Here is a 26,016-nt window from a genome sequence, read left to right as displayed (position 1 = left end):
GATGACCACTCGTCGGATCGCTGTCGTGTCTGCAGGGCTCTCGAATCCGTCGTCCACCCGGATGCTCGCGGATCGTCTCGCGGCCGAGACCGTGAAGGCCCTCGCCGGTCACGACATCGAGGCGAACGTCGACGTGATCGAGCTGCGCGACTACGCGCACGACATCACCAACAACCTGCTCACCGGATTCGCGCCGCCGGCTCTCGAGTCTGCGATCAACACCGTGGTCTCGGCGGATGCACTCATCGCCGTCACGCCGATCTTCTCGACGAGCTACAACGGGCTGTTCAAATCGTTCATCGACGTGCTCGACCCCGATGCGCTCACCGGCAAGCCCGTGCTGATCGGAGCGAACGCCGGCACGGCTCGGCACTCTCTCGCGATCGACTACGCGATCCGACCGCTCTTCGCCTATCTGCATGCCGACGCGGTCTCGACCGGAGTCTTCGCCGCATCCAGCGACTGGGGCGGTGGCGGAGACGACATCGCTCCACTCGCGAAGCGCGTCGAGAAGGGTGCGCGCGAGCTGGCCGAGGCGATCGCGAAGCGCGAGGTGGCTGCGGCCGCCGACCCGTACGACCCTGCGACGTATCTCGGAGAGGGCAGGTCGTTCGGTCACATGCTCGGCGGTCTCGCCGGAGAGTAGAGCCCGCAGCCCGGAAGACGGGCCGCACGGTGGGTCATGACGCCATCGACAATGTCCGACGGGCATCGTACGGTGACGTCATGGCCTACCTGTCGGTGCTGGATGCTGCTCGTCGCGCGCTTCGCGGAACCCTCCTCCTTCCGGAAGACCAGGGGTTCGACGACGCCCGTCGACCGTGGAACCTCGCGATCGAGCAGCGTCCGGCCGGAGTCGCTGTTCCAGCCGATCTCGGCGATCTGCGCACGCTCGTCCGGGCAGCGCGCGATGCGGGCGTCACGATCGCGGTGCAACCCACCGGGCATGGTGCGTCCGGCGACCTGTCCGGTGCCGTGATCGTGCGAATGGACGCGTTCGACGACCTCGAGGTCGACCTCGAAGCCGGAACAGTGCGCGTCGGCAGTGGCGTCCGCTGGGGTGCTGTGGTCGAGGCGCTCGACGGCACCGGCTGGGTCGCTCCGGCCGGAACGAGCCCGGTGGTCAGCGTCGCGGGCTACACCCTCTGCGGCGGTCATTCGTGGTTCAGTCGCACCGCCGGGCTGGGGTCGGACAACCTCCGCGCAGTGTGGATGCTGCGCAGCGACGGCGAGCATGAGCGCGTCGACGATGACAGCGACCCCGATCTCATGTGGGCGCTGCGGGGCGCCGGCGGGGTCATGGGCATCGTCACAGCCCTCGAGATCGACCTGGTGGCTGCACCCGCCGTGTGGGGGGCAGAGCTCACGTTCGGTGCGGGGGATGCCGCGGCCGTGATGCGCGCGGTCCGAGACCTCGCCGTCGATGCACCCTCGTCGCTGAACGTGTTCATGAACTCGATGCGTATGCCCGATGTCCCGCAGCTTCCGGAAGAGATCCGCGGTCGCAGCTTCTTCACGGTCCAGGCGCTGTCGACGAACGGCCCGGCCGAGCTGTTGGTCAGCGCATTGGTTCGGGCGGGCACCGTGCAGCGCGAGGTCTCGGGTCCCACATCACCCCGGCTCATCTCGGAGTCGAGCGGCGAGCCCACTGACCCGACACCCGGACGCGGCGCGTCGGCCGCGCTCTCATCGCTCGACGACGACATGATCGACGGGCTGATGCGGTTCCGAGAGCAGCCGGAGCAGTGGCCGATCATGGGCATCGACATCCGCATGCTCGGCGGGGCTCTGGAGAGGCCGCGACGAGCCGGGTTCGCGACTCTTCGGGGAGTCGAATGGTTGCTTCATGCGTTGGTTCCGGTATTCCCGGGAGTCCCCAGCGAGCCGGGCGGCGCGAGCATCGCGGGATTCAGCGATGTTGTGGCGAGGGCGGCGGCACCCCACACCGTACCGACATTCCTCGTCCCTGGGCAGACCCTGGAGCGCTGCGGCCAGACGGCATCGATCGATCGCCTTCGTCGTGTACGCACGATCACCGACCCTGAGGCGCTGTTCCACGAGGGTCGTCTCCCGCGCTGACCCGGAGCGGAGGGACGGACCCAGCCAGCGGCTTCGAGTCGGGAGCATGGAACGGCATCCGACAGTGCGGGGTCAAGCGGATCCGTCGGTGCGCCGATTCCACTCGTACTCGGTCTCGGGGCGTCCGCGAGCACCGTAGCGAGCGCTGCGGAGGACGATTCCAGATGAAGCCAGATGTTCGAGGTATCGTCGCACGGACACCCGCGACATCCCCAGTCTCTGGGCTGCCTCGCTCGCCGAGAGAGCGCCGGCTGTGCGGAGCTCGGCAATGACCTTCTGGAGAGTCGCCTCGGAGAGACCCTTCGGAACAGGGATGGCTCTCGTCGATCGCCCGAGTAGTGCGTCGATCTCTGCCTGCGTCGCTTCGCCGTCGGTGGATCTCGCCTTCTCGCGGTGCGCTCGGTATGCAGTGAGACGCTCGTCGAAGACCGCGAAGGAGAACGGCTTGACGAGATACTGATACACGCCGAGAGCGGCCATCTGCCGCACGCTGTCGGCATCGCGGACACCGGTGATCGCGATCACATCGACCGACGCCGCACGCGCGCGGAGTGCGCGCAGCACATCGATGCCTGAACCATCGGGCATGGTGATGTCGAGAAGGATGAGATCGAAGGCCATGTCGGCCGGCTGCTCGAGCACGGCGCTCACCGCGGCACGCGCTCGGGTGCATTCGCCCGCGACCATGAACCCGTCGATCCGCTCGAGGTAGGAGCGGTGGAGCTCGAGCGTCAGAGCGTCGTCATCGACGATCAGCGTGCGGATCACTGGACTCGCCTCTTTCTCGTCGGTGGCAGGACCACCCGGAACGTCGTCGGGTCGGACTCGAGATCGACTGTCCCGCCGACCCCGAGAACGACGGATCGCACGAGGGCGAGTCCGACCCCGCGCCCGTGAGTGCCGGCAGGTTTGGTCGAGAATCCGTGTGCGAAGATCCGCGCTCGGAGTTCGGGAGCGATTCCGGGCCCGCTGTCCGAGACGGCGAGCACGATGCCGCCGTCGGCTGAGGGCTCGAGCGTGACCTGGACCCATCTTTCGGGGCCGGCGGATGCGGCGTCCATGGCGTTGTCGATCAGGTTGCCCAGGACGGCCACGCTGTCGACCGGAGACAGCGGCGACTGGGGAGTGTCGGGATCGATCTGCAATCGCCAGTCGATGCCTCGTTCCTTCGCCTGCGAGGCCTTGCCGAGCAGGAGGGCGCCCACTGTAGGGTCGCCGGCCTGTCGCGCGGTGACCTGATCGACGAGAGATTGGCTCTGCCGCGAGGTCTCCGTCAGGATCCCGATCGCCTCCTCCGAGCGGCCCAGCTCGAGCAGCGCGACGGCGGTGTGCATGCGGTTGCCGTGCTCGTGCGTCTGCGCCCGCAGAGCATCGCCGAGTGTCCGCAGCGATTCGTACGAGGACACGGCGTCGCGCACCTGCCCCGGAGGAAGATCGCCCGCGATGCGCCGCGTGAACCGGCGAGCGGCCCAGGCTCCGACAGCGCCCAGAGCCACCAGTCCGAGGGTGATCCCGAGCGACAGCGGAAGCCGGCGGATCAGTGTGTCGGAGATCGATTCCGTCGTCACCCCTGCTGACACCCAGCCGACCAGTTCCCCGTCGGCAGAGTCGACCGGAACGATCGTCCGCACTGACGGGCCGAGAGTCCCGGTGAAGACCTCGGTGAAGGTCCGAGAGGTGCCGGGGATCGTGCCGAGGTACTTCTCACCGATCTGCTCGATGTCGGGGTGGGTCACCCTCGTGCCGTCCGGAGTCATGATCGTCACGAAGTCCAGATCGGCGCCGGCGATCACATCGAGTGCGTACGGCTCGAGGACCGCCGTGGCGGAGGGGAAGTCGCCGGTGGCCAGCGCCTCGGTCACCAGTGGCGACGCGGCGAGTGTCACGGCAGTCGCCGCCGTGACCCGCTCGGCCTCCGCGTGGGTGGTGCGCTGTGCATCGATGACGAGGAAGACGGCGACCAGGCCGCCGACGAGGAGCGCCGCGATCAGGAGCACGACGAACACGCGTGAGGCGACACTGCGGGCGGGTCTCATCGCGTCCCTTCGCTCGTCGGTGATCGCGGATCCGGCATATCGGTGGAGACCAATACGACCACAAATGGCGTCGCCGTGCGAAGTCCGCGAGCGTGAGCTTACCGAAGGCGAGGGCGCCCGAGGGCATGAGACGAAGACGTTCATGATCAAGGAGGAAAACATGGCCATCACGACAGGGTTCTCGCTTCCCGGATTCCACTGGCGACGCGGCAAGCAGGCGTGGGACAGGCACACGTGGCTGTATGTCTCGGTGATCATCGCGGTCGTGCTCGGAGCCGCGGTCGGTCTCATCTGGCCCGAGGTCGGTCAGAGCCTCGAACCGATCGGCAAGGGCTTCGTCTCGCTCATCAAGATGATGATCGCACCGATCATCTTCTGCACGATCGTGGTGGGCGTCGGTTCGATCGCGAAGGCCGCGACCGTCGGAAAGATCGGCGGCCTCGCGCTGCTGTACTTCATGGTGATGTCGACGTTCGCTCTGGCGATCGGTCTCGTGGTGGGCAACATCATCCACCCGGGTGCCGGTCTCGACATGGCCAACGCGAACTACGACACCACCGACACCGAAGCCAAGACCACGACTGAGTTCATCCTCGGGATCATCCCGACGACCTTCTTCTCCGCCTTCACCGGTGAGAGCGTGCTGCAGGTGCTCTTCATCGCACTGCTGGTCGGCTTCGCGCTCCAGGGACTGGGAGACAAGGGCGCCCCGATCATGGACGCGGTCAAGAACCTCCAGAAGCTGGTGTTCCGCATCCTCGGCATGATCCTGTGGCTCGCGCCGCTCGGCGCCTTCGGAGCGATCGCTGCGGTGGTCGGGAAGACGGGCATCGCCGCCATCTGGAGTCTGGGCGTGCTGATGATCGCGTTCTACATCACCTGCATCCTGTTCATCGTGGTCGTGCTGGGGACGCTGCTGTTCGCGGTGACCCGGGTGAACATCTTCAGCCTGGTGAAGTACCTCGCCCGTGAGTACCTGCTGATCGTGGGCACCTCGTCGTCGGAGTCCGCTCTCCCTCGTCTCATCGCCAAGATGGAGCACATCGGCGTCTCGAAGCCGGTCGTCGGGATCACGGTTCCCACCGGATACTCCTTCAACCTCGACGGCACGGCGATCTACCTGACGATGGCCTCGCTCTTCATCGCGACCGGCATGGGCCAGCCGATGACGATCGGCGAGCAGATCGGCCTGCTGGTGTTCATGATCATCGCGAGCAAGGGAGCCGCCGGTGTCACCGGCGCCGGACTCGCCACGCTCGCCGGTGGTCTGCAGGCGTACCGCCCCGACCTGGTCGACGGCGTGGGCGTGATCGTGGGCATCGACCGGTTCATGTCAGAGGGGCGCGCGCTGACCAACTTCACCGGCAACGCGGTCGCGACTCTGCTCATCGGCACCTGGACGCGTGAGATCGATCGCGAGCGGGTGCAGCAGGTGCTGAGCGGCGCCCTGCCGTTCGAAGAGTCGACGCTCGATGGTGTGGATGACCACGGGATGGCAGACGAGAGAAAGGCGGTCGACATCCAGGGGCTCAAGGAGTCGGCGCTCGACGAGATGGCCGCGAAAGAGGAGCGAGCGCGGGCTCGTGCAGTGCAGAACTGAGCAGTAGCGGAGAAGAGGGATGCGGGAGTCGACGATCGTCGGCTCCCGCATCCGTGTGGTCAACCGCTCTTGCGTCGGAACTCGCGCCGCGTCTGCGGGGCGGGCGCGCCGTGGACGGCGGAGTCGCCATCCAGGTGGGCCTCGCCCTGCCGGTGGTGCGCGTTCTTCTTCTCGAGCGCTTCCTTGAACTTGCGCTTCATCTCCTCGCTGGAGGAGGCGCCTTCTTCGGTGCTCATGTTCGCCAGCCTAGGGCACGCCCCTGACCGCCGGGTGGATCACTTCCGGGCGCGACGGGACACGAGGTCGATCACCGCGCCGAGCCCGACCGCCACAGCGACCGACACCAGCACAGCCACCGCGGGCCCACCTGGCACGAGCGCGGCCACGACGGCACCGACGGACGCCTGGTATCCAGCCCACCCGAGAGCCGCGACGGAGACCAGCAGCAGGTATCGGCCCGGGTGGATGCGCGATGCGCCGGCGACGAGATTGATCGCCAGACGCGCGAACGGCACGAACCGTGCGGTGAAGAGCACCGTGGCCGTCCCACCGTCCAGGCGGCGTCGCGCCCAACTGAGGGCCTGGCGCACACGCGGCGCACGCATCCATCGCCAGCGATCGGTGCCGACGGTGCGACCGATGAGATAGCAGGCGGCGTCGCCTGCCGCGGCCGCCGCTGCCGCGCACACGATCACCGCCCAGAGAGGGGGAGCACCTGTGGTCGACGCGATGGCACCGAGCGCGGTCACCGCGATCTCCCCGGGGATGACGACGAAGAACGAGTCGCCGAGAACCAGGAGGCTCATGATCGCGAGGGCCCACGGGCCGCTGAGCAGGTCGTTCGGCACTCCTCCACAGTGCTCGGCTCAGGTGAACGGGAACCAACGTCCGGATAGCCGGTGACCAGCGCTCCAGCATCCGGTGAACTTCTGGTGCCGAGGCCCGTTTCCGCACTACCACGTGTGTCGGTGGCAGCATCCTGGGGTTGTGAGAGTCGCGATCGTGACAGAGTCCTTCCTTCCGCACATGAACGGTGTCACCGGATCCGTCCTGCAGATCCTCGGCCACCTCGAACGCGCAGGCCATGAAGCGCACGTGATCGCACCCCAAGCGGTCGGCATGCCCGCTCAGGTCCATGGCGCCGCCGTCGAACCCGTGCCCAGCCTCGCGCTCCCCGGTTATAGCGACGTGCGGGTGGGAACCTCGCCGGCGCGACAGGTTGCGGCATCGCTGCGTCGCTTCGCTCCGGACGTCGTGCATCTGGCCTCGCCCTTCGCTCTCGGCTGGCGAGGCGCGCTCGCCGCAGAGCACCTCGGCGTGGCTTCGGTCGCCGCGTACCAGACCGATGTCGCGGCATACACGCAGAGGTACCGCATCCCTGCGGCGACGGGCATCGCACAGTCGCACATCGCGCGGCTCCACCGGCGGGCGACCCTGACGCTCGCACCGTCTGCCGATTCGGCGCACCAGCTCGCCGCACTCGGTGTCGATCGCGTCCGTCGGTGGGGGAGAGGCGTGGATGCCGAGCGGTTCCAGACGGCCCGACGCAGTGCGACGCTGCGCGCGGAGTGGGGCGCCGAGGTCGTGATCGGTTATGTGGGCCGACTCGCCCCGGAGAAGCAGGTCGAGGACCTGGCTGCGCTGCAGACGATCCCCGGGACGCGTCTCGTGATCGCGGGCGACGGACCGAGCAGGCCCAGACTCGAAGCCCTGATGCCCGGCGCTCTCTTCCTCGGTCACCTCGAGGGCGATGCTCTCGCAGAAGCGATGGCATCGTTCGACGTGTTCGTGCACCCGGGGGAGAGCGAGACCTTCGGCCAGACCCTGCAGGAGGCGCACGCGAGCGGAGTGCCCGTGATCGCGACCGGACGCGGTGGCCCGCTCGGCATCGTGCGCATGGGGATCGACGGATGGCTCTATCGTCCCGGCGATCTCGACGATCTGCGCATGCGCGTCGCCGACCTCACCGGGGACGCACGCAAACGCCGGGACTTCGGAGCAGCAGGACGTGAGGCGGTGCAGGGGCGCAGCTGGGCGGCCATCTGCGATCAGCTCCTGGGACATTTCGACGAAGCACGGGAACTCCGTGCCGTGGATGCCGGACTACGCGCTCGCCGCGTCACCCGCCCCGAGCCCGGCGTACCTGTCGATGCGCGTCGCTGGCAGCGATACGTGGCATTGGGTGACTCGCTCACCGAGGGGCTGTGCGACCCGGCCCCTGATGGCGCGCTGCGCGGATGGGCTGACCGACTCGCGCTCCTGCTCGCCGCTCGAGGAGGGCTGCACTATGCGAACCTCGCGATCAGGTCGAAGCGCGTGCGAGACGTGTGCACCACGCAGCTTCCGCGAGCACTCGAACTCGAACCGGATCTCGTGTCGATCCTCATCGGCGCCAACGACCTCGTCAAGCCCAATGTCGACGTGCGGGCGCTCGCCGCAGAGCTCGAGGGTGCAGTCATTCGGCTCCGGAGCATCGGAGCGGATGTCCTGCTCGTCACGCCGTTCCTTCCCCGTCGGCGCGCGGCAATGATGTACACGAAGCGGTTCGCGACGTTCGCCACTGCACTCACAGGCATCGCGGCGCGCACAGGTGCGATCCTCATCGATACGGACCTGCATCCGTCGCTCCCCGACCGCCCGAACTGGGGCGAGGACCTCGTGCACCTGAGCAGTCGTGGCCACAGATTCCTCGCATACCGCGCGGGGGAGGTGCTCGCGGTGCCACATGCCGACGCGCTCGGTGCGCTCGATGCGGCTCTGCACGAGAACGAGGCGATCGGGGCGGGGCTCTGGTGGCGTCGGCATGCGCTGCCGTGGGTGTGGCGACGCCTGCACGGACGCACGGCAGGAGACGGACGCGCAGCGAAGCATGACGACTACGTCTATCTCGGGCGCTCGAGCGCCCCGCGGGACGTCACGGTCGGCTGACTCCCGGGGCTGTCGCGGCGTGGGGGCCAGCCAGAACGCGGACTTTCAATGTCCCGCTGATAGGCTGGACGTGGTCGGCGTATGTCGACCGGACAATTTCATATCGACTCATGGAGCGATCGGCGGAGAGCTGGTCCCCTGTGGTGGGTTCCTCGGCGCGACGTCGGGTGGCTTTCTACTGGTGGCCAGCGCAGGTGAGATTCGCGGGAATGCCCGCGCGCCCATATCCGTCAGGATCCGCTCCTTCATGAATGCGCTCGCTCGTCATACGGACTCGCGAGTCTAAACAAAGAAGGAGAGACCTCTTGGAAGGTCCTGAAATCACCGCCACCGAGGCCGTTCTCGACAACGGCCGCTTCGGCACCCGCACCATCCGCTTCGAGACCGGCCGCCTCGCGCAGCAGGCTCAGGGCGCAGTCGCCGCGTACCTCGACGGCGAGACCATGCTCCTCTCCGCCACCAGCGCGGGCAAGCACCCCCGCGAGGGCTTCGACTTCTTCCCGCTGACGGTCGACGTCGAAGAGCGCTCGTACGCCGCAGGAAAGATCCCCGGCTCGTTCTTCCGTCGTGAGGGTCGTCCCTCCACCGAGGCGATCCTCGTCTGCCGTCTGATCGACCGTCCACTGCGTCCGTCGTTCGTCGACGGTCTGCGCAACGAGGTCCAGGTCGTCATCACCGTGATGTCGATCGCTCCGGGCGAGTTCTACGACGCTCTCGCGATCAACGCGGCTTCCGCGTCGACGCAGATCTCGGGTCTTCCGTTCTCGGGTCCCGTCGCCGGTGTGCGCCTCGCGTTCATCCCCGGCCACGGCGAGCACGCCGACCAGTGGGTCGCGTTCCCGAACGCCGAGCAGGTGTCGGAGGCCGTGTTCGACCTGATCGTCGCCGGCCGTGTCGTCACCAAGTCCGATGGCACCGAAGACGTCGCGATCATGATGGTCGAGGCCGAGGCCACCGAGGGCAGCTGGAACCTGATCAAGGCCGGCGCCACCAAGCCCGACGAGACCATCGTCGCGCAGGGTCTCGAGGCATCGAAGCCGTTCATCGCTCAGCTCGTCAAGGCTCAGGCCGAGCTGGCATCGACTTCGTCGAAGGAGCCGGGCGTCTACCCGGTCTTCCCGGCATACAGCCAGGAGGTCTACGACTTCGTCGCCGGCCGCTCCTACGACGACCTCGTCGGCGTCTACCAGATCGCCGACAAGGTCGAGCGTCAGACGTCCGACGATGCGATCAAGGATCGCGTCAGGGCCGAGCTCATCGAGGCGACCGAGGCGGGCAACCTTCCGGCTGCCGCACCGCTCGAGTTCTCCGCGGCGTACAAGTCCGTCACGAAGAAGATCGTTCGCGGTCGCATCCTCACCGAGGGCGCGCGCATCGACGGTCGTGGACTGGCGGACATCCGTCCGCTCGACGCCGAGGTGCAGGTCATCCCGCGCGTGCACGGATCGGCGATCTTCCAGCGCGGCGAGACCCAGATCCTGGGTGTCACCACGCTGAACATGCTCAAGATGGAGCAGCAGATCGACTCGCTGTCGCCCGTCACGAGCAAGCGCTACATGCACCACTACAACTTCCCGCCGTACTCGACCGGTGAGACCGGCCGTGTCGGTTCGCCGAAGCGTCGCGAGATCGGGCACGGCTTCCTCGCCGAGCGCGCCCTCGTGCCGGTTCTGCCGAGCCGCGAGGAGTTCCCCTACGCGATCCGTCAGGTCTCCGAGGCGCTGAGCTCCAACGGCTCCACGTCGATGGGTTCCGTCTGCGCGTCGACCCTGTCGCTGCTGAACGCGGGTGTGCCGCTGCGTGCACCCGTCGCCGGCATCGCCATGGGCCTCGTCTCCGACGAGGTCGACGGTGAGACCCGCTACGCGGCGCTCACCGACATCCTCGGTGCGGAAGACGCTCTGGGCGACATGGACTTCAAGGTCGCGGGTACCGGTGAGTTCATCACCGCCATCCAGCTCGACACGAAGCTCGACGGCATCCCGACGTCGGTTCTCGCCGGTGCGCTGACGCAGGCCCGCGATGCTCGTCTGACGATCCTCAACGTCCTGAACGCCGCGATCGACGCGCCCGACGAGATGGCGCCGACCGCGCCTCGCGTCATCAGCGTGCAGATCCCGGTCGACAAGATCGGCGAGCTGATCGGCCCGAAGGGCAAGACGATCAACGCGATCCAGGACGAGACCGGTGCGCAGATCTCCATCGAGGAGGACGGCACTGTCTACATCGGCGCGACCGACGGTCCCTCGGCCGAGGCCGCCCGTGCCCAGGTCAACGCGATCGCTAACCCGACCAACCCGGAGATCGGCGAGCAGTTCCTCGGAACTGTCGTCAAGATCGCCACGTTCGGTGCGTTCGTCTCGCTGCTTCCTGGAAAGGACGGCCTGCTGCACGTCACCGAGGTGCGCAAGCTCGCCGGTGGTAAGCGTGTCGAGAACGTCGACGACGTTCTGTCGGTCGGTCAGAAGATCCTCGTGAAGATCACGAAGATCGACGACCGCGGCAAGCTCTCGCTCGAGCCCGTGCTCGATGACGCTCCTGCAGCGGACGCAGCGCCTGCTGATGAGGTCGCAGCCGAGTAATCGACTGCTCTTTCGTCGGAGCCCGGGTCATCCTTCGTGGATGACCCGGGCTTCGTCGTATCCGACGTGACCAAACCGTTATGCGAAGTTCTTGCGCCGTTCCACGGATTGGTCAGCGAGTTCGCGGATCTCGCTTACTCTCGAAGTACGCACCGGGGGGTGCATTCGAGGCAGTGACGGAGGTCGGCACGCACCGGCCGACGGGGGTGAGGATATGCGGTTGTTCAGCGTAGGCGCAGGAGCGTCAGCCGAGCGCGGGCAGCAGAGCGCGGCAGAGCACCCGTCCGCGCCGATTCCCATCGTCGGTCCGGGAGTGGGAGAGAGCGTCCGCGTACCTCTCGGCGAGACCGGGCTCGACACCTTTCCCCTGATGCTCGGTGCGGCGGAGTTCGGCTGGAACGTCGATCTCGAGACGAGCCACGGGATCCTCGATCGATACGTGGAGTTCGGCGGCAACGCGATCCACACTGCCGACGGCTTCTCCGGCGGCCGCAGCGAGCACATCATCGGCCAGTGGCTGCAGTCCCGAGGGCGGCGTGATGGTGCCCTGTTGAGCGTGCGGATCGGAGCCCACGCCGACAATCCGGGGCTCGGCTCCGTGAATCTCGTGCGCGCGGTCGAGGGCTCGCTCACGCGTCTCGGAGTCGACCGCATCGATGTGCTGTACCTCGACGCGACGCTCGACCGGACGACGAACCTCGAAGACACGCTCGCCACCGTCGAGTGGATGATCGACGCGGGCAAGATCGGCGCCCTCGGCGCATTCGGCTTCGCGCCGGAGCGGCTGGTCGAGGCACGTATCCTCGCCTCCGCAGGGTACCCGCGCATCGAGGTGATCGATTCTCCGTACAACCTCATCCGTCGTCAGCCGTTCGAGGGCGATCTGCGCCTCGTCGCCGGGGCACAGAGTCTGGCTGTCACGCCCTCGCACGCTCTCGAGCACGGCTTCCTCTCGGGCAGGCACCGCAGCAAGGCGCTGACCTCGCAGGGCGTGCGCGGAGAGCAGCTGCGCGGTCACCTGAACCGTCGTGGCACGAAGGTCCTGCGCGCGCTCGACCAGGTGGCGACCGAGCTCGAGGTTCCGGTGGCGGCCGTATCCATCGCCTGGCTGCTCGCGCAACGCACCGTGGCCGCACCGATCGTCAACACCTTCGCGACCGACCACGTCGACGAGCTGATGCAGGGCGCCGGCGTCACGCTGTCACGCGCACAGGTCGCCGAACTCACGCGCGCTGGCAACTGAGCGTCGTAACGCCTCCGTCACAGACCTGGCATAGGGTGGAGTGAATCCCGGCGGACGCTGTCGATGAAGCGAGCGAGTTTGTGACGCATTACATATATCTGGTCAGACACGGTGAACATCAGGACGCCGAGCACGGTCTCGCCGACGGCCCCCTGTCGCCACGCGGCCAGCGTCAGGCCGAGCTCATCGCCGACCGGCTCTCAGGACTCCCGCTCGATGCTGTCTGGCACTCGCCCCTCCTCCGCGCGAACGAGACGGCTCGGGCGATCGCGCAACGACTTCCGTCAGTCGACCCTGCACCGACCGCGCTGCTCTTCGACTGCGTGCCCACGGGCATGACCGACGAGACCCCCGCGGCGTACGAGCCGTTCTTCGGGTCGGTCACCGAGGCCGAGCTCGACGCCGGACGTGCCCAGATGTTCGACGCGGTCAACGAGTTCCTGGTGCGCAAGCCGGGTGACGTGCACGAGGTGCTCATCACCCACAACTTCGTGATCTCGTGGTTCGTGCGAGAGGTCCTCGGCGCCCCGGAGTGGCGGTGGATGACTCTGAATCAGGCGCACTGCGGGCTGACCGTGATCGCGCAGAAGCAGGGGCGTCCGTGGACGCTGCTCACTCACAACGACACCGGGCATCTTCCGGTCGAGCTGCGCACAGGCATCCCCGACGCCATGCCGGTCTGATTCCCGATACCCCGGCCCGCCGCGGCGGTCGGGGCGCCGCCGAGAAATAGACTGAACGCATGACCACGCAGGTAGCACTCGTCGGCGGAACCGGGAAGCTCGGATCGATCATCGGTGCGGTGATCGATGGGCTCGAGGGCTTCGAGGTGACTCGCGTGCTCACCTCTCGAAGCGACCTCGCGGAGCTCGATGGGGTGGATCTCGTGATCGACGCCACCACCCCTCAGGTGAGCGTCGATGTCGTTCGCGCGGCGGTTGAGCGTCAGCTCAACGTCCTGGTGGCGACTTCCGGATGGTCCACGGAGCGCATCGCTCTGGTGCGTCCACTCGTGGAGAATGCCGGAACCGGGGCCGTCTTCATCCCGAACTTCTCGCTGGGATCGGTGCTCGGCTCAGCACTGGCGTCCGCGGCTGCGCCGTTCTTCGGATCGGCCGAGATCGTGGAGGCTCATCACGAGGCGAAGGTCGACTCTCCGAGCGGCACCGCGGTGCGGACCGCTGAGCTCATCGCGGCGGCCCGAGCCGAGCAGGGGCCCGTCAGCGCTCCGCACGCCGACCAGCGCGCGAGGGGGCAGCAGGTGGGCAGCGTGCCGATCCATTCGCTTCGGCGTCCCGGCGTCATCGCGAAGCAGGAGGTCATCCTCTCGGGCCCGGGCGAGTCCCTCACGTTCACTCACGATACGGTCGAGCCGGCGCTCGCCTACGCTCCGGGAATCCGGTTGGCAGTCCCGTTCGCGGCGCAAGCGAACGGAGTCTTCGTGGGGCTGGAGAGCATGATCGACATCGGCATCCGCTCGTGATGTCACGAATCGGCGTGGGCCTCATGGCCGCGGCGCTGCTGGTCTATCTGGCGGTCGCCGTCTGGCTGGCCGTGATGTTCTTCGCCGTCGGGACACCCGTGTCGATCGGTATGGGGGTCGCGTTGATCGTGCTCGCTCCGATCGGCGCCTGGGCGCTCATCCGCGAGATGCAGTTCGGGTTCGCCGCCGATCGGCTCGGTCGTGCGCTCGACGCAGAAGGAGGAATGCCCGAGGCGGAGTCCGAACTCACTCCGAGCGGACGTATCGCCCGAGCGGACGCGGACCCGCTGATCGCGAGGTACGCGGCGGAGGCGGACGCCGCGCCGACGGACTGGAGAGCGCGGTACCGCCTCGGTGTGGTCCAGGATGCGGCGGGACGCCGCAAGGACGCCCGCGCCAGCATCCGCGAGGCGATCCGCGCAGCCCGCGGCTGATCGCACTCAGGCGAGAGTGGCCTCGAGCGTGATCTCGATGCCGGCGAGAGCCTGAGAGACGGGGCACCCGACCTTCGCCTCAGCGGCGATCCGCTGGAAATCCTCCGACGAGAGTCCGGGAACGACGGCGTTCACGTTCAGGTGGCTTCCGCTGATCCCGACCCCGGGCTTGAAGGTGACCGACGCGCTCGTGTTGACGCGCTCCGGCGGAGTGCCGTTCTCCGACAGCGCGTGAGACAGCGCCATGCTGAAGCACGAGGCGTGAGCCGCAGCGATCAGCTCCTCGGGGGTGGTGGTCGTGTCGCTGCCCTCGCTGCGGGCCTTCCAGTTGATCGGGAAGGTGCCCAGCTTCGACGAGGAGAACGCGACCGTGCCCGAGCCCTCTGCGAGGGATCCGGTCCAGGTGGTGGTGGCTTCGCTGGTGACGGGCATGATTCCTCCGGTTCTCGCGCCGCTGGACATGCGCTCGCGTGTGGGGCCAGCCTATCGACCGGGTGCGTCCGGCGGAACCGGGCTCAGGCCGGGGATGGCGTCCGACCGACGATGCCGGCACGCTGCAGCAGCAGATAGATCTGGCAGCCGAGGCAGAACGAGAACGCGGCATTGAGGAAGGCCGCCATGAACGCAGCCGCCGTCGCGATGGGCAGCGCCCACGGCACGCCGGCGAGGTGCAAAACGAGCCCGATCGAGACGACGAAGAGCCCCACACCCTGCGCGAAGCGAGGAGGGCGAGGGTCCTCCAGCTCGGTGGGGGGTGCGAGTCGGGGCCGCACGAATCGGCGGAACAGGACGCCCCAGGGGGCCGTCGTGGGGGAGAGCACGCTCCACAGGAAGAGCAGAGCGATCACGACCGTGAGCAGGAAGCCGGGATCGAGCGCCCGCTGGACGGGCGACGCGGCGACCACAGCCCATGTGTCGGAATCGAAGCTCGCCGCTGCGAGCGGCTGATAGGCGAACCAACCGAAGGACCTCGCGGTCGAGATGCCGATGAGGCCGAGGAAGGTCGCAGCGAGCAGCAGCACGGCCGTGATCGTGGCTGCGAAGCGCGGACCGCCGGGGTCGATACCTGCGGGAGTGGTCATCTCTGCTCCAGTCGTTGCGTGTTCAGACGGCGGCGAGGGCTTCGGTGAGTGCGTGCCGGTGCGGCACGCCGTGGAATCGCGCTCGGACGGCGCCGGAGCCGTCCACGACGAACGTCGTCGGGGTCTGCAGGACCCTGTATCGCGCCGAGAGTTCAGGTCTGTGCGTGAGGTCGACCTCGAGATGATGCAGCCCGTCGGAGTCTGCGACGTAGCTCGACAGCATCCTGCGGACCTGGGGGCAGCGCGCGCACATCTCGGTGCTGAACTGCACGAGCGTGGCGTGCGAGCCGAGCTGCACTGCACCCGCATCGGCAGGATCGAACAGGAGATGCCCGCCTCCTCGACGCCGCCCGTCGAGAATCCGCAGCACGATCCCGACGACGGCGGCGATCACGAGCAGCGCTCCGATCACGGCGAGAGCGATTCCGGGCGACATGGATAGAGAATACGGGTGACTCGACGACCTCGAGGCCGATGTGTCGCATCGTGACGATCCGACTCTTCCGTTCCCGGGGCGGGTAGTCTGGCACACATGAGCGCAGCCGTCCCGACGCCGTATGAAGACCTTCTCCGAGACGTGCTGGAGTCGGGCACCCACAAGTCGGATCGCACGGGCACCGGGACCACCAGCGTGTTCGGCAGGCAGATCCGGTTCGATCTCTCCAAGGGCTTCCCGCTGATCACGACGAAGCGCGTGCACTTCAAGTCGATCGCGTACGAGCTCCTGTGGTTCCTCAGAGGCGACTCGAACGTGAAGTGGCTGCAGGACCACGGCGTCACGATCTGGGACGAATGGGCCGACGCCTCCGGCGATCTGGGCCCCGTCTACGGAGTCCAGTGGCGCAGCTGGCCGACGCCCGACGGTGAGAGCATCGATCAGCTCGCGCAGGTGATCGAGCAGATCCGCCAGACTCCCGATTCCCGTCGCCTCATCGTGTCAGCCTGGAACCCGGCGGACATCCCCGACATGGCCCTGGCGCCGTGCCACGCGCTCTTCCAGTTCTACGTCGCAGACGGCAAGCTCTCCTGCCAGCTCTACCAGCGCAGCGCCGATCTCTTCCTCGGGGTGCCGTTCAACATCGCGTCCTACGCCCTGCTCACACTGATGGTCGCGCAGCAGGTCGGACTCGAGCCCGGCGACTTCGTCTGGACGGGCGGCGACTGCCACATCTACGACAACCACCTCGAGCAGGTGAGCGAACAGCTGACTCGCGACCCCTACCCGTACCCGACCCTGCGATTCGCTCGGAAGCCCGAGTCGATCCTCGACTACGGCTACGACGACTTCATCGTCGAGGACTACCAGCATCACGCTCCGATCCGGGCGGCGGTCGCGGTATGACCTGGGTCGGGCTGATCTGGGCTGAGGCCCATGGCGGCGTCATCGGAGCAGAGGGCGGCATGCCCTGGAACGTTCCCGAGGATCTCGCGCATTTCAAACAGGTCACGCTAGGCGCCCCCGTGATCATGGGTCGCAAGACCTGGGATTCGCTTCCCGAGCGTTTCCGCCCGCTGCCCGGGCGCGAGAACATCGTCATCACCCGCCAGCAGGACTGGTCCGCAGACGGGGCACGTCGCGCAGCGGCGGTGACGGATGCCGTGCGCGGCCACGACAAGGTCTGGATCATCGGGGGAGCGGAGATCTTCCGCCTTGTGATCGCCGACGCTGACCGTCTCGAGGTCACGGAGCTCGACATCGATGTCACCGGTGACGCCTACGCGCCGTCCAAGGCCGGGTGGCGCCTCGTCGACGAGGGGGAGTGGCAGACGTCGCGCTCCGGCATCCGCTACCGCTTCCTCGGATACGAGCGCTGATGCCCACCGCTCTGATCACGGGTGCGAGCGCCGGACTCGGCGCCGAGTTCGCGCGCCAGCTCGCCCGACGCCGAGCCGACCTGATCCTCGTCGCGCGTTCTGCGGGCGACCTCGAGGCCGTGGCCGCCGAGTTGCGCAGCGAGTACGGCATCGCCGTCGAAGTGCTCCCCGCCGACCTGTCGGTCGACAGCGACGTCCAGCGCGTGGCCGACCGTCTCCGCGACACCTCCGATCCGGTGGATCTGCTCGTCAACAACGCCGGGTTCGGGCTGCCGCTCCAGTTCGCCGACAACGACATCGACGACGAGGTGCGCCACCTGCGCGTTCACGTCGAGGCGTCGATGCGCCTCATGCACGCTGCGCTGCAGTCGATGCGCGGCCGCGGTGGCCGCATCGTCAACGTCGCATCCGTCGCCGGCTTCATCTCGCGCTCGACGTATTCCGCGTGCAAGAGCTGGCTGATCGGCTTCAGTCGCTGGGCGAATGCGGAGTACTCCCGCGACCGCGTCACGGTCACCGCGGTGTGCCCCGGGTTCACGCACACGTCGTTCCACGAGCGGATGGGGCTGCAACCGGGGCACGAGGGTGTTCCCGAATTCATGTGGCTCGATGCGCGCGCAGTCGTTCGAGAAGGGCTTCGCGACGCGGCGCGCGGCAAGTCCGTCTCGATCCCGTCTCTGCGTTACAAGGCGATCGTCGCCCTCACGAGCTTGCTGCCCAGTGGCCTGACATCCCGAGTCGCACGGCGCGGTCGCGTCTGACGTCCTCGGTGGCGGGTGCTCCCGGCCCAGGGCGAGCCGGCGGTGAACGAGTCAGCGAAATCTGCCGAGTCGAATGCCTGCGTAGGTGATCGCCGCGACGGTCTCACCATCCGTGATCCGCCCGTCCGCGATCATCGAGAGCACCTCGGCGAAGGGCACCCACGAGACCGCGGAGATGCCCTCCTCGGCCTGCGTGTGCGCGGGACCGTCGGCTCGAGTCAGTCCCCGTGCGAGGAACACATGCTCCGGAGCGTCGGCGATGCCGTTCAATGCGTTCATGGTGCCGAGGGGCACCCACTCATCGGCCACGAAGCCGGTCTCCTCCAAGAGCTCGCGCTGAGCAGCCACGACCGGGTGCTCGCCGTCGCTGCCCCCGGCAGGCACTTCGATCGATCGACCGGTCGTGTAGCGCTCCAGCGTCACCAGGCAGACGCGTTCCTCTTCGTCGATCGCGACCACGAAGACGGCCGCGTGGCGCATGGTCACGACGCCGTAGATCCCGTCTCCTCCGGGCCCGGTGATCCGGTCCTCCCTGACCTCGATCCAGGGATTCGAATACACCGTGGACGATCCGTGCGTGACCCATGTCATGCAGACGAGCCTAGGCGCCTGCTTGTGACCGGCTGTCTGGGTGACGGGCATGCGAACCGATACGCTGGGGGCATGACGCACTCGGGCAATCCTTTCGGACAGGTTCTCGTCGCGCTCGTCACTCCGATGACGGCCGACGGTGAAGTCGATTGGCCCGCCGTCGAGAAGCACATCGATGACGTCATCACCGCCGGTGCTGACGGAATCGTCGTGACGGGAACGACCGGCGAGACCTCGACCCTGACGGACCCCGAGAAGCTCAAGCTCGTCGAGGTAGGGAAGTCGGTCTCCGCCGGCCGCGCGAAGATCATCACGGGTGGCGGATCCAACGAGACCGCGCACGCGATCGAGCTGTACAAGGCCAGCGAGAAGGCGGGCGCTGACGGCATCATGATCGTCACGCCGTACTACAACAAGCCGACGCAGGCCGGCATCCTGACCCACTTCCGGCTCGTGGCAGATGCCACCGACCTCCCGGTGATCCTCTACGACATCCCGGGACGCACGGGTGTTCCGATCAAGTACGAGACCATCCTCAGGCTCGCGAAGCACCCGAACATCCTCGCCGTGAAGGATGCCAAGGGCGACTTCTCCGAGGTGAGCCGCGTCTTGAACCAGACCGACCTCATGTACTTCTCAGGTGACGACGCGAATGTGCTGCCGCACCTCGCGATCGGCGCGACCGGTCTGATCGGTGTGACCGCGAACGTCGCAGCGGCGCCGTACCGGACCATCATCGACGCCGTCAACCGCGGCGATCTTGCGACCGCGACCGCTGAGCACAAGCGGCTCGAGCCGCTGGTGCGCGCCGTCATGACGCATGTGCCCGGCACCGTCGCGGCGAAGTACATCCTGCACGGGCTCGGCCGCATCTCGAGCCCGCGCGTACGTCTGCCGCTCGTCGGCCCCGAAGAGTGGGAGGCCGCTCTCATCGAGGACGAGCTCGATCTCGTGAGGGACGTCCCCGGTGCCGACTTCTCCAACTTCCGCCCCGACCGCAACGCGGCCGCGGGCGGTGCCCTGCCGAAGGTGCACGGCACAACCCGCTGACACCGGACGCGGTGAGCCGCGTCACAACGAACGAACGGGCGCGTCGAGCGTCCGACTGAGGAGACAGCATGTCCATCCCGCTCGCAGACCCCGCAGCACTCGAAGAAGGAACGCTCCGGGTCACCCCGCTCGGCGGCCTCGGCGAGATCGGTCGCAACATGACCATCTTCGAATACGACGGGAAGATCCTGATCGTCGACTGCGGCGTGCTCTTCCCTGAGGAGCACCAGCCGGGAGTCGACCTGATCCTGCCCGACTTCGAGCCGATCAAGGGCCGCCTCGACGACATCGTCGGCGTCGTCCTCACCCACGGGCACGAAGACCACATCGGTGCGGTCCCGTATCTGCTGCGTCTGAAGAGCGACATCCCCGTGATCGGTTCCGGCCTCACCCTCGCGCTCGTCGAGGCGAAGCTCAAGGAACACCGCATCAAGGCCTACACGCTCACCGTGAAGGAAGGACAGCGCGAGAAGGTCGGCCCCTTCGACCTCGAGTTCGTCGCGGTGAACCACTCGATCCCCGACGCCCTCGCGGTCGCGATCCGCACACCCGCCGGCCTCGTGCTCGCGACCGGCGACTTCAAGATGGATCAGTTGCCGCTCGACGGACGCATCACGGACCTTCGCGCCTTCGCTCGCCTGGGCGAGGAGGGCGTCGACCTCTTCCTCGTGGACTCGACGAACGCCGACGTGCCGGGGTTCACGCCCACCGAGCGCTCGATCGGGCCCGTGCTCGATCAGGTCATCGGGAAGGCTCCGAGGCGGGTCATCGTCGCGAGCTTCTCCAGCCATGTGCACCGCGTGCAGCAGGTCCTCGACGCCGCAGCGGCGCACGGGCGCCGGGTGGCCCTGCTCGGGCGCAGCATGCTGCGCAACATGACGATCGCCGAAGACCTGGGCTACCTGAAAGTGCCGAGCGGACTGCTGATCGACTACAAGAAGGCGCGAGACCTTCCCGACGACAAGATCGTCTACATGTCGACCGGTTCACAGGGTGAGCCCATGGCCGTCCTGAGCCGGATGGCGAACCTCGACCATGCGATCGAGCCCGGCGAGGGCGACACCGTGATCCTGGCCTCCAGCCTGATCCCCGGAAACGAGAACGCCGTCTACCGTGTGATCGACGGACTCACCAAGCTCGGCGCGAACGTGGTGCACAAGGCGAACGCCAAGGTGCACGTCTCGGGGCACGCCGCTGCGGGCGAGCTGATTTACTGCTACAACATCCTCAAGCCCAAGAACGTGCTTCCCGTGCACGGCGAGTACCGTCATCTGATCGCCAACGCGAAGCTGGCTCAGGACACGGGAATCGACGCCGAGCGCACCATCATCGCGTCGAACGGCACCGTCATCGACCTGAAGAACGGCGACGCACGCGTGGTCGGTCAGCTCGACCTCGGATTCGTCTACGTCGACGGCTCGACTGTCGGCGCCATCACCGACGCGGATCTCAAGGACCGTCGAATCCTGGCTGAAGAGGGTTTCGTCTCCGTGATCGTCGTGGTGGACGCCGCGACGGGTCGCATCATCTCGGGACCCGAGATCCACGCTCGCGGTATCGCTGAAGACGACTCCGTCTTCGACGACGTCACACCGAAGATCATCGCCGCGCTCAAGGAGGCATCCGGCAACGGCGTGCGAGACACGCATGCACTCTCGCAGGTGATCCGCCGCACGATCGGGCGTTGGGTCAACCAGAAGCTCCGTCGTCGTCCGATGATCGTTCCTCTCGTCATCGAAGCGTGATCGGCGCCGCGCCGCTCGTGGGTTCACAGTCGACCGACACTCGGCTGTAACGCGAGCGGCGTACGCTCTCCTCATGCCGGACGACTTCTCGATCCGACCCGCCACACAGGCGGACGGGAGCTTCCTCGGCGACATGGTCGTCGAGGCCGCGAACTGGCGCTCGGGCGGAGCACGACCACGTCACGAGATCCTCACCGCCGTCGAGCATCGGCGCTACGTCTCCGGATGGATGCGACCGGCGGATGCGGGCTTTCTCGCCGTCGGTGCGGACGGCCACCCGATCGGGGCAGCGTGGTACCGCATGCTCGCGCCGGACGATGCGGGCTTCGGATTCGTCGGAACCGCGGTTCCGGAGCTCATCATCGGCGTGCAGCCGATCTGGCGTGCGCACGGTGTCGGACGGACTCTGCTCCGACGTCTCGTCGCCCACGCTCGCGAGCAGGGACACCCGCGGCTCAGCCTCAGCGTCGAACGCGACAACTTCGCTCGCACGCTGTACCGATCAGAGGGCTTCGTGGTGACCGACGAAGGAACCGTGCGCGACACCATGGTGCATCGCGCGTCCTGATCCCTCGCTGAGCCGCGGTTGAAGACAGCGGAATGCCGCGTCATTACGGGCCTATGTCGGCCCCTGGACGTAACGTGAGAGCATGGCCAGGAGTACCACGAAGTCAGCGCGCGCGTCCGAGAGCGCCACGCCCCGCCCGAAGAGGCAGGCTGCTCCGAAGGCTCAGGCAGCGCCCAAGAAGTACATCGATGAGGTAGACAAGCCCCCGGTGGCGGTGCGGGCCTGGACCGGGCTCGCCCACGGTGTCGGCGGACTCTTCCGGGCATTCGGGCCCGAGACCCTCGAGAAGGACGATCGGCGCGATGGTTTCCCGTTCCTGCTCGTGCTGCTGGCGATCGCCGGTGCGGTGAACGAATGGTTCTTCATCGGCAACGAGGTCGCGGCCAACATCAGTGCGTACTCGGTGGGGCTTCTGGTCGGGCGAGTGGCTTTCGTCATGCCGGTGTTGCTCCTGCTGCTCGCCGGCTGGCTGTTCCGTCATCCGTCGTCCGTGCATGACAACGGGCGGATCGGCATCGGGTTCGGGCTGTTCATCCTCACCCTCGCGGGCTTCTGCCATACGGCGGCCGGACGAGTCGATTCCGCGGGTCTGCTCGTGCGACCGCAGCCGAGAGACGGTATGCCGGCGCTCAGCGAGGCGGGTGGACTCTTCGGCTGGATGCTCGGGGAGCCGCTGTCGTATCTCACCCCGATCGGCGCGTACATCGTGCTGTCGATCCTCGCCGCTCTCAGCGTCCTGATTCTCACCAAGACCCCGCCGAACCGCATCGGCCAGCGTCTCGGGGATCTCTACGCATGGATGTTCGACGCCGAACGCCCGGAGAAGCCCGCGAAGGATGCCGCGGCGATCGATGAGGCGGACAAGGTCGACGACCCTGATGTCCTGCCGTGGTGGCGACGCAACAAGACCGGCCGTGAAGAGGACCCCGACGAGGGAACCCTCGGCTCCGACGACATCACTGCGCTGCTCACCACCTCGGAGCCGACTCCTGCGTACGACCAGGCCGTGGTCGTGGAGAACCCCTCGGACGCAGCGACAGAGGTGCTGTCAGACGTGCGCTCGGTCACCGAGTCCTTGGCCGGGCAGCAGAACACCGCGCTTCTCGATGACGAGTCCGACACGGGCGAGATGCCCGAGCTGCCGGGACTCGACGGATTCGGAACCTCCGGCCCGGGGGAGCGGGGGCCGCAGGCGCCCGTGACTCCGTACGTGCTTCCGTCGCCGGGGCTTCTGGTCGAAGGGCCGCCGCCGGTTATGCGGTCCGAGGCGACCGACAAGGTGATCGAGCAGATCACGAGCGTGCTGACGCAGTTCAAGGTCGATGCGAAGGTCACCGGATTCTCTCGTGGCCCGACGGTCACCCAGTACGAGGTGGAGGTCGGCCACGGTGTCAAGGTCGAGAAGATCCTCCAGCTGAGCAACAACTTCGCCTACGCGGTCGCATCCAACGATGTGCGGATCCTGTCGCCGATCCCGGGCAAGAGCGCGATCGGCATCGAGATCCCCAACGCCGACAAGGAGATGGTCGCTCTCGGCGATGTGCTCAGGTCGCCGGCCGCGCACAAGAGCACTCATCCGATGACGATCGGCGTCGGCAAGGATGTCGGCGGGAACATCGTCATCGCCAACCTCGCGAAGATGCCCCACCTCCTGGTGGCGGGTTCCACCGGGTCGGGTAAGTCCAGCTTCGTCAACTCGATGATCACGAGCCTGCTCATGCGCGCACGGCCGACGGACGTGAGGATGGTCCTGATCGATCCGAAGCGCGTCGAGCTGACCAGTTACGCGGGAGTTCCGCACCTGATCACGCCCATCATCACGAATCCCAAGAAGGCCGCCGAGGCTCTGCAGTGGGTCGTGAAGGAGATGGACATGCGGTACGACGACCTCGCGTCGTTCGGATTCCGCCACATCGACGACTTCAACCGGGCTGTCCGCGCCGGCGAGGTAGAGCTCCCGGTCGGCAGCGAACGCGTTCTCAAGCCGTACCCGTACCTTCTCGTGGTCGTCGATGAGCTCGCCGACCTGATGATGGTCGCCCCGCGTGATGTCGAGGACTCGATCGTCCGCATCACTCAGCTCGCACGAGCTTCCGGGATCCACCTGGTGCTCGCCACCCAGCGCCCCAGCGTCGACGTCGTGACCGGTCTGATCAAGGCCAACGTCCCGTCGCGCCTCGCGTTCGCCGTGACGAGCGTCACCGACAGCCGCGTGATCCTCGACAGCCCCGGCGCCGACAAGCTGATCGGCCAGGGCGACGCGCTGTTCTCGCCGATGGGGTCATCCAAGCCCTTCCGCCTGCAGGGCGCCTGGGTCGATGAGAAGGAGATCGACGCGGTCGTCAAGCACGTCACCCGTCAGGCTCGTCCCGACTATCGCGCCGATGTGCAGGAAGCTCTGGAGCCGACGAAGAAGAAGGAGGTCGATGAGGACATCGGAGATGATCTCGAGCTCCTCCTCGCGGCGGCCGAACTCATCGTGTCGTCGCAGTTCGGCTCCACATCGATGCTGCAGCGCAAGCTGCGCGTCGGCTTCGCCAAGGCGGGGCGCCTGATGGACCTCCTCGAGTCACGAGAGATCGTCGGCCCGTCCGAAGGATCCAAGGCGCGTGACGTCCTGGCGACCGCCGAGCAGCTGCCCCAGGTCATGGCGAAGCTGCGCGGCGACGACGCGCCGCCGAAGCCGGCTGCCCCCACCATGGCTGCGCCCGCGACTGCGGCCGGGGCACCGCATGATCCGGTGGAAGCCCAATTCCAGGGGCTGCCGGTGGTCGAGGCTGATGACGACGGCGACGAAGACGCCTGGGGACTGACAGGACGAGACTGATGGCTATTCCACGGCAGCTTCCCAACGCGATCACCATCGCGCGCATCCCGCTCGCGGTGATCTTCTTCGTCCTGCTCCTGATGGGCGGAACCTACGGGCTCGATGACATCGTGATCCGATGGGTCGCGGCGATCCTCTTTGTCGTGGGCATCTCCACGGACTGGGTCGACGGCTACCTCGCGCGTCGCCACGACATCGTCACGGACTTCGGCAAGCTATGGGACCCGATCGCCGACAAGCTGCTCACGGGAGCGGGCTTCATCGGCCTGGCCGTGCTCGGGGAGCTCAACTGGTGGGTCGTGATCGTGATCCTCATCCGCGAGTGGGGCATCACGATCCACCGCCTCATGGTCGTGAAGGAGCACGTCGTTGCGGCGGCATGGATGGGCAAGGTCAAGACTGCGGTTCAGGCCGTGGCCCTTTCCTGGGCGCTGCTCCCGCTGCACGTGGTGATAGGACCCCAGCTGTGGGTGGTCGGGACCGCGATCCTGATGATCCTGGCGCTGATCCTCACGGTGGCGAGCGGGATCGACTACATCGTGGCGCAGGTGCGAGGGTCGCGGCAGCGGTCGTGACTTCCGCGTCGGAGGTGCTCACCGCGCTGATCGAGCGTGGCTGGACTCTCGGCATCGCCGAGTCGCTGACGGGCGGTGCTCTCGCCGCTGAGTTCGTCTCGGTGCCGGGCGCATCGGCGTCGCTGCGGGGAGCGATCGTCGCCTACGCCACTCCGGTGAAGCACACGCTGCTGGGGGTCGATGATGGGCTGCTCGATGCGCACGGACCGGTGCACCCCGAGGTGGCGCTGCAGATGGCGGCCGGAGCGCGTCGCGTACTGCAGGTCTCCGGAATAGCTGCTGACGTCGGCGTCTCGACCACGGGGATCGCGGGACCGGATTCTGCCGACGGTCAGCCCGTCGGCACGGTGCACATCGCCGTCGTGACTCCGGATCACTCGGTCAGTGAGGCCTTCAGATTCGACGGCGATCGCGCACGGGTCCGCGCTCAGACGGTCGATGCGGCCGTTGCGTTGCTCGCGCGGGTCCTCCGGGAATAGCCGATGCGTGCGTTCCGTTATGTCCTATGTGCTCACACCGAAAGCACAGCGTGCGAAGGTAGATTTTGTGAAGGTCGGTAGGACTAGACTGGCGGTCTCCTCGAGGGAGACCTCGAGAAGGCGATCTGGGAGGAGGTT

General features: G+C 67.2%; 26 protein-coding genes. 18 read left to right on the top strand and 8 right to left on the bottom strand.

Going from position 1 to position 26,016, the window contains the following annotated elements:
* The first annotated feature begins 1 nt into the window (after position 1).
* Entirely contained in the window at positions 2-646 is a 645-nt protein-coding gene (locus QMA07_RS03290; protein WP_290160030.1) for an FMN reductase, read from the top strand.
* A gap of 80 nt (positions 647-726) precedes the next feature.
* Positions 727-2,079 (top strand): FAD-binding oxidoreductase, encoded by a 1,353-nt coding sequence (locus QMA07_RS03285; RefSeq protein ID WP_290160028.1) that lies wholly within the window; start codon positions 727-729, stop codon positions 2,077-2,079.
* 72 nt (positions 2,080-2,151) lie between these two features.
* Here the strand turns inward: QMA07_RS03285 and QMA07_RS03280 are convergent, their stop codons facing one another.
* Together QMA07_RS03280 and QMA07_RS03275 are read right to left on the bottom strand one after the other, a co-directional pair.
* Positions 2,152-2,847, bottom strand: coding sequence for a response regulator (locus QMA07_RS03280; protein ID WP_290160026.1), 696 nt, complete (start codon positions 2,845-2,847; stop codon positions 2,152-2,154).
* Positions 2,844-4,115, bottom strand: coding sequence for an ATP-binding protein (locus QMA07_RS03275; RefSeq protein ID WP_290160024.1), 1,272 nt, complete (start codon positions 4,113-4,115; stop codon positions 2,844-2,846). Before QMA07_RS03275 ends, QMA07_RS03280 begins: the two co-directional genes overlap by 4 nt.
* Positions 4,116-4,275: 160 nt before the next feature.
* On the opposite strand from QMA07_RS03275, the gene QMA07_RS03270 reads away from it, so the two are divergent.
* Positions 4,276-5,715, top strand: a complete 1,440-nt coding sequence (locus QMA07_RS03270; RefSeq protein WP_290160022.1) for a cation:dicarboxylase symporter family transporter — start codon at positions 4,276-4,278, stop codon at positions 5,713-5,715.
* A 59-nt stretch (positions 5,716-5,774) separates the two neighbouring features.
* On the opposite strand, the gene QMA07_RS03265 is transcribed toward QMA07_RS03270, so the two are convergent.
* Together QMA07_RS03265 and QMA07_RS03260 are read right to left on the bottom strand one after the other, a co-directional pair.
* A complete protein-coding gene (locus QMA07_RS03265; RefSeq protein WP_091232420.1) occupies positions 5,775-5,951 on the bottom strand; it encodes a DUF5302 domain-containing protein in 177 nt (58 codons plus the stop codon).
* A 39-nt stretch (positions 5,952-5,990) separates the two neighbouring features.
* Positions 5,991-6,563: a VTT domain-containing protein gene (locus tag QMA07_RS03260; protein WP_290160018.1), complete on the bottom strand. Its 573-nt coding sequence runs from the start codon at positions 6,561-6,563 to the stop codon at positions 5,991-5,993.
* Between the two features lie 154 nt (positions 6,564-6,717).
* Between QMA07_RS03260 and QMA07_RS03255 the strand changes: the two genes are divergently transcribed.
* From QMA07_RS03255 to QMA07_RS03230, 6 genes are all read left to right on the top strand, one after another.
* Positions 6,718-8,643, top strand: a complete 1,926-nt coding sequence (locus QMA07_RS03255; protein ID WP_290160016.1) for a GDSL-type esterase/lipase family protein — start codon at positions 6,718-6,720, stop codon at positions 8,641-8,643.
* A 305-nt stretch (positions 8,644-8,948) separates the two neighbouring features.
* Positions 8,949-11,225: a polyribonucleotide nucleotidyltransferase gene (locus QMA07_RS03250; RefSeq protein WP_290160014.1), complete on the top strand. Its 2,277-nt coding sequence runs from the start codon at positions 8,949-8,951 to the stop codon at positions 11,223-11,225.
* 214 nt (positions 11,226-11,439) lie between these two features.
* A complete protein-coding gene (locus tag QMA07_RS03245) occupies positions 11,440-12,468 on the top strand; it encodes an aldo/keto reductase (protein ID WP_290160012.1) in 1,029 nt (342 codons plus the stop codon).
* An 80-nt stretch (positions 12,469-12,548) separates the two neighbouring features.
* Positions 12,549-13,151 (top strand): histidine phosphatase family protein, encoded by a 603-nt coding sequence (locus tag QMA07_RS03240; protein ID WP_290160010.1) that lies wholly within the window; start codon positions 12,549-12,551, stop codon positions 13,149-13,151.
* Between the two features lie 59 nt (positions 13,152-13,210).
* Positions 13,211-13,951, top strand: a complete 741-nt coding sequence (gene dapB, locus QMA07_RS03235; RefSeq protein WP_290160008.1) for a 4-hydroxy-tetrahydrodipicolinate reductase — start codon at positions 13,211-13,213, stop codon at positions 13,949-13,951.
* On the top strand, positions 13,951-14,385 hold the full coding sequence (locus QMA07_RS03230; protein ID WP_290160006.1) for a hypothetical protein: 435 nt from the start codon (positions 13,951-13,953) through the stop codon (positions 14,383-14,385). The genes dapB and QMA07_RS03230 overlap by 1 nt, the downstream gene beginning before the upstream one ends.
* 6 nt (positions 14,386-14,391) lie before the next feature.
* On the opposite strand, the gene QMA07_RS03225 is transcribed toward QMA07_RS03230, so the two are convergent.
* From QMA07_RS03225 to QMA07_RS03215, 3 genes are all read right to left on the bottom strand, one after another.
* The gene (locus tag QMA07_RS03225) at positions 14,392-14,817 is read right to left on the bottom strand and encodes an OsmC family peroxiredoxin (RefSeq protein ID WP_290160004.1); all 426 of its coding nucleotides are present in this window, start codon (positions 14,815-14,817) and stop codon (positions 14,392-14,394) included.
* Between the two features lie 83 nt (positions 14,818-14,900).
* On the bottom strand, positions 14,901-15,467 hold the full coding sequence (locus tag QMA07_RS03220; RefSeq protein WP_290160003.1) for a DUF4395 domain-containing protein: 567 nt from the start codon (positions 15,465-15,467) through the stop codon (positions 14,901-14,903).
* Positions 15,468-15,489: 22 nt separating this feature from the next.
* Positions 15,490-15,903 carry a thioredoxin family protein gene (locus QMA07_RS03215; protein WP_290160001.1) on the bottom strand — a complete coding sequence of 138 codons (414 nt, stop codon included), beginning with the start codon at positions 15,901-15,903 and terminating at the stop codon, positions 15,490-15,492.
* A 96-nt stretch (positions 15,904-15,999) separates the two neighbouring features.
* Here QMA07_RS03215 and QMA07_RS03210 point away from each other — a divergent pair, with 96 nt between their 5' ends.
* From QMA07_RS03210 to QMA07_RS03200, 3 genes are read left to right on the top strand one after another with little or no spacing between them, the layout of a single operon-like run.
* Positions 16,000-16,809, top strand: coding sequence for a thymidylate synthase (locus QMA07_RS03210; protein WP_290159999.1), 810 nt, complete (start codon positions 16,000-16,002; stop codon positions 16,807-16,809).
* Positions 16,806-17,282 (top strand): dihydrofolate reductase, encoded by a 477-nt coding sequence (locus QMA07_RS03205; RefSeq protein WP_290159997.1) that lies wholly within the window; start codon positions 16,806-16,808, stop codon positions 17,280-17,282. Before QMA07_RS03210 ends, QMA07_RS03205 begins: the two co-directional genes overlap by 4 nt.
* Positions 17,282-18,043: an SDR family oxidoreductase gene (locus QMA07_RS03200; RefSeq protein ID WP_290159996.1), complete on the top strand. Its 762-nt coding sequence runs from the start codon at positions 17,282-17,284 to the stop codon at positions 18,041-18,043. The genes QMA07_RS03205 and QMA07_RS03200 overlap by 1 nt, the downstream gene beginning before the upstream one ends.
* A gap of 51 nt (positions 18,044-18,094) precedes the next feature.
* Here QMA07_RS03200 and QMA07_RS03195 read toward each other — a convergent pair whose 3' ends face one another.
* Positions 18,095-18,634, bottom strand: a complete 540-nt coding sequence (locus QMA07_RS03195) for an NUDIX hydrolase (protein ID WP_290159994.1) — start codon at positions 18,632-18,634, stop codon at positions 18,095-18,097.
* A gap of 72 nt (positions 18,635-18,706) precedes the next feature.
* Between QMA07_RS03195 and dapA the strand changes: the two genes are divergently transcribed.
* From dapA to QMA07_RS03165, 6 genes are all read left to right on the top strand, one after another.
* A complete protein-coding gene (gene dapA / locus QMA07_RS03190; protein WP_290159992.1) occupies positions 18,707-19,684 on the top strand; it encodes a 4-hydroxy-tetrahydrodipicolinate synthase in 978 nt (325 codons plus the stop codon).
* 68 nt (positions 19,685-19,752) lie between these two features.
* Complete coding sequence (locus tag QMA07_RS03185) at positions 19,753-21,429, top strand: ribonuclease J (protein ID WP_290159990.1); 1,677 nt, start codon at positions 19,753-19,755, stop codon at positions 21,427-21,429.
* 73 nt (positions 21,430-21,502) lie between these two features.
* Positions 21,503-21,997 (top strand): GNAT family N-acetyltransferase, encoded by a 495-nt coding sequence (locus QMA07_RS03180; protein ID WP_290159989.1) that lies wholly within the window; start codon positions 21,503-21,505, stop codon positions 21,995-21,997.
* 82 nt (positions 21,998-22,079) lie between these two features.
* Positions 22,080-24,824 (top strand): DNA translocase FtsK, encoded by a 2,745-nt coding sequence (locus QMA07_RS03175; RefSeq protein ID WP_290159987.1) that lies wholly within the window; start codon positions 22,080-22,082, stop codon positions 24,822-24,824.
* On the top strand, positions 24,824-25,399 hold the full coding sequence (gene pgsA, locus QMA07_RS03170; protein WP_290159985.1) for a CDP-diacylglycerol--glycerol-3-phosphate 3-phosphatidyltransferase: 576 nt from the start codon (positions 24,824-24,826) through the stop codon (positions 25,397-25,399). The genes QMA07_RS03175 and pgsA overlap by 1 nt, the downstream gene beginning before the upstream one ends.
* On the top strand, positions 25,396-25,878 hold the full coding sequence (locus tag QMA07_RS03165; RefSeq protein ID WP_290159983.1) for a CinA family protein: 483 nt from the start codon (positions 25,396-25,398) through the stop codon (positions 25,876-25,878). The genes pgsA and QMA07_RS03165 overlap by 4 nt, the downstream gene beginning before the upstream one ends.
* Positions 25,879-26,016 lie beyond the last annotated feature (138 nt).

The sequence above is a fragment of the Microbacterium sp. APC 3901 genome, assembly GCF_030407765.1.
In the GTDB taxonomy this organism is placed as follows: domain Bacteria; phylum Actinomycetota; class Actinomycetes; order Actinomycetales; family Microbacteriaceae; genus Microbacterium.
This window is presented reverse-complemented; position numbering and strand designations above follow the sequence as displayed.

Excerpts from the sequence above, each read along its gene's own strand:
- QMA07_RS03290 (WP_290160030.1), top strand. The coding sequence starts at position 2 with ATGACCACTCGTCGGATCGCTGTCGTGTCTGCAGGGCTCTCGAATCCG.
- QMA07_RS03285 (WP_290160028.1), top strand. The coding sequence starts at position 727 with ATGGCCTACCTGTCGGTGCTGGATGCTGCTCGTCGCGCGCTTCGCGGA.
- QMA07_RS03275 (WP_290160024.1), bottom strand. The coding sequence starts at position 4,115 with ATGAGACCCGCCCGCAGTGTCGCCTCACGCGTGTTCGTCGTGCTCCTG.
- QMA07_RS03270 (WP_290160022.1), top strand. The coding sequence starts at position 4,276 with ATGGCCATCACGACAGGGTTCTCGCTTCCCGGATTCCACTGGCGACGC.
- QMA07_RS03265 (WP_091232420.1), bottom strand. The coding sequence starts at position 5,951 with ATGAGCACCGAAGAAGGCGCCTCCTCCAGCGAGGAGATGAAGCGCAAG.
- QMA07_RS03245 (WP_290160012.1), top strand. The coding sequence starts at position 11,440 with ATGCGGTTGTTCAGCGTAGGCGCAGGAGCGTCAGCCGAGCGCGGGCAG.
- dapB (WP_290160008.1), top strand. The coding sequence starts at position 13,211 with ATGACCACGCAGGTAGCACTCGTCGGCGGAACCGGGAAGCTCGGATCG.
- QMA07_RS03230 (WP_290160006.1), top strand. The coding sequence starts at position 13,951 with ATGTCACGAATCGGCGTGGGCCTCATGGCCGCGGCGCTGCTGGTCTAT.
- QMA07_RS03225 (WP_290160004.1), bottom strand. The coding sequence starts at position 14,817 with ATGCCCGTCACCAGCGAAGCCACCACCACCTGGACCGGATCCCTCGCA.
- QMA07_RS03220 (WP_290160003.1), bottom strand. The coding sequence starts at position 15,467 with ATGACCACTCCCGCAGGTATCGACCCCGGCGGTCCGCGCTTCGCAGCC.
- QMA07_RS03215 (WP_290160001.1), bottom strand. The coding sequence starts at position 15,903 with ATGTCGCCCGGAATCGCTCTCGCCGTGATCGGAGCGCTGCTCGTGATC.
- QMA07_RS03210 (WP_290159999.1), top strand. The coding sequence starts at position 16,000 with ATGAGCGCAGCCGTCCCGACGCCGTATGAAGACCTTCTCCGAGACGTG.
- QMA07_RS03205 (WP_290159997.1), top strand. The coding sequence starts at position 16,806 with ATGACCTGGGTCGGGCTGATCTGGGCTGAGGCCCATGGCGGCGTCATC.
- QMA07_RS03200 (WP_290159996.1), top strand. The coding sequence starts at position 17,282 with ATGCCCACCGCTCTGATCACGGGTGCGAGCGCCGGACTCGGCGCCGAG.
- QMA07_RS03195 (WP_290159994.1), bottom strand. The coding sequence starts at position 18,634 with ATGACATGGGTCACGCACGGATCGTCCACGGTGTATTCGAATCCCTGG.
- dapA (WP_290159992.1), top strand. The coding sequence starts at position 18,707 with ATGACGCACTCGGGCAATCCTTTCGGACAGGTTCTCGTCGCGCTCGTC.
- QMA07_RS03185 (WP_290159990.1), top strand. The coding sequence starts at position 19,753 with ATGTCCATCCCGCTCGCAGACCCCGCAGCACTCGAAGAAGGAACGCTC.
- QMA07_RS03180 (WP_290159989.1), top strand. The coding sequence starts at position 21,503 with ATGCCGGACGACTTCTCGATCCGACCCGCCACACAGGCGGACGGGAGC.
- QMA07_RS03175 (WP_290159987.1), top strand. The coding sequence starts at position 22,080 with ATGGCCAGGAGTACCACGAAGTCAGCGCGCGCGTCCGAGAGCGCCACG.
- pgsA (WP_290159985.1), top strand. The coding sequence starts at position 24,824 with ATGGCTATTCCACGGCAGCTTCCCAACGCGATCACCATCGCGCGCATC.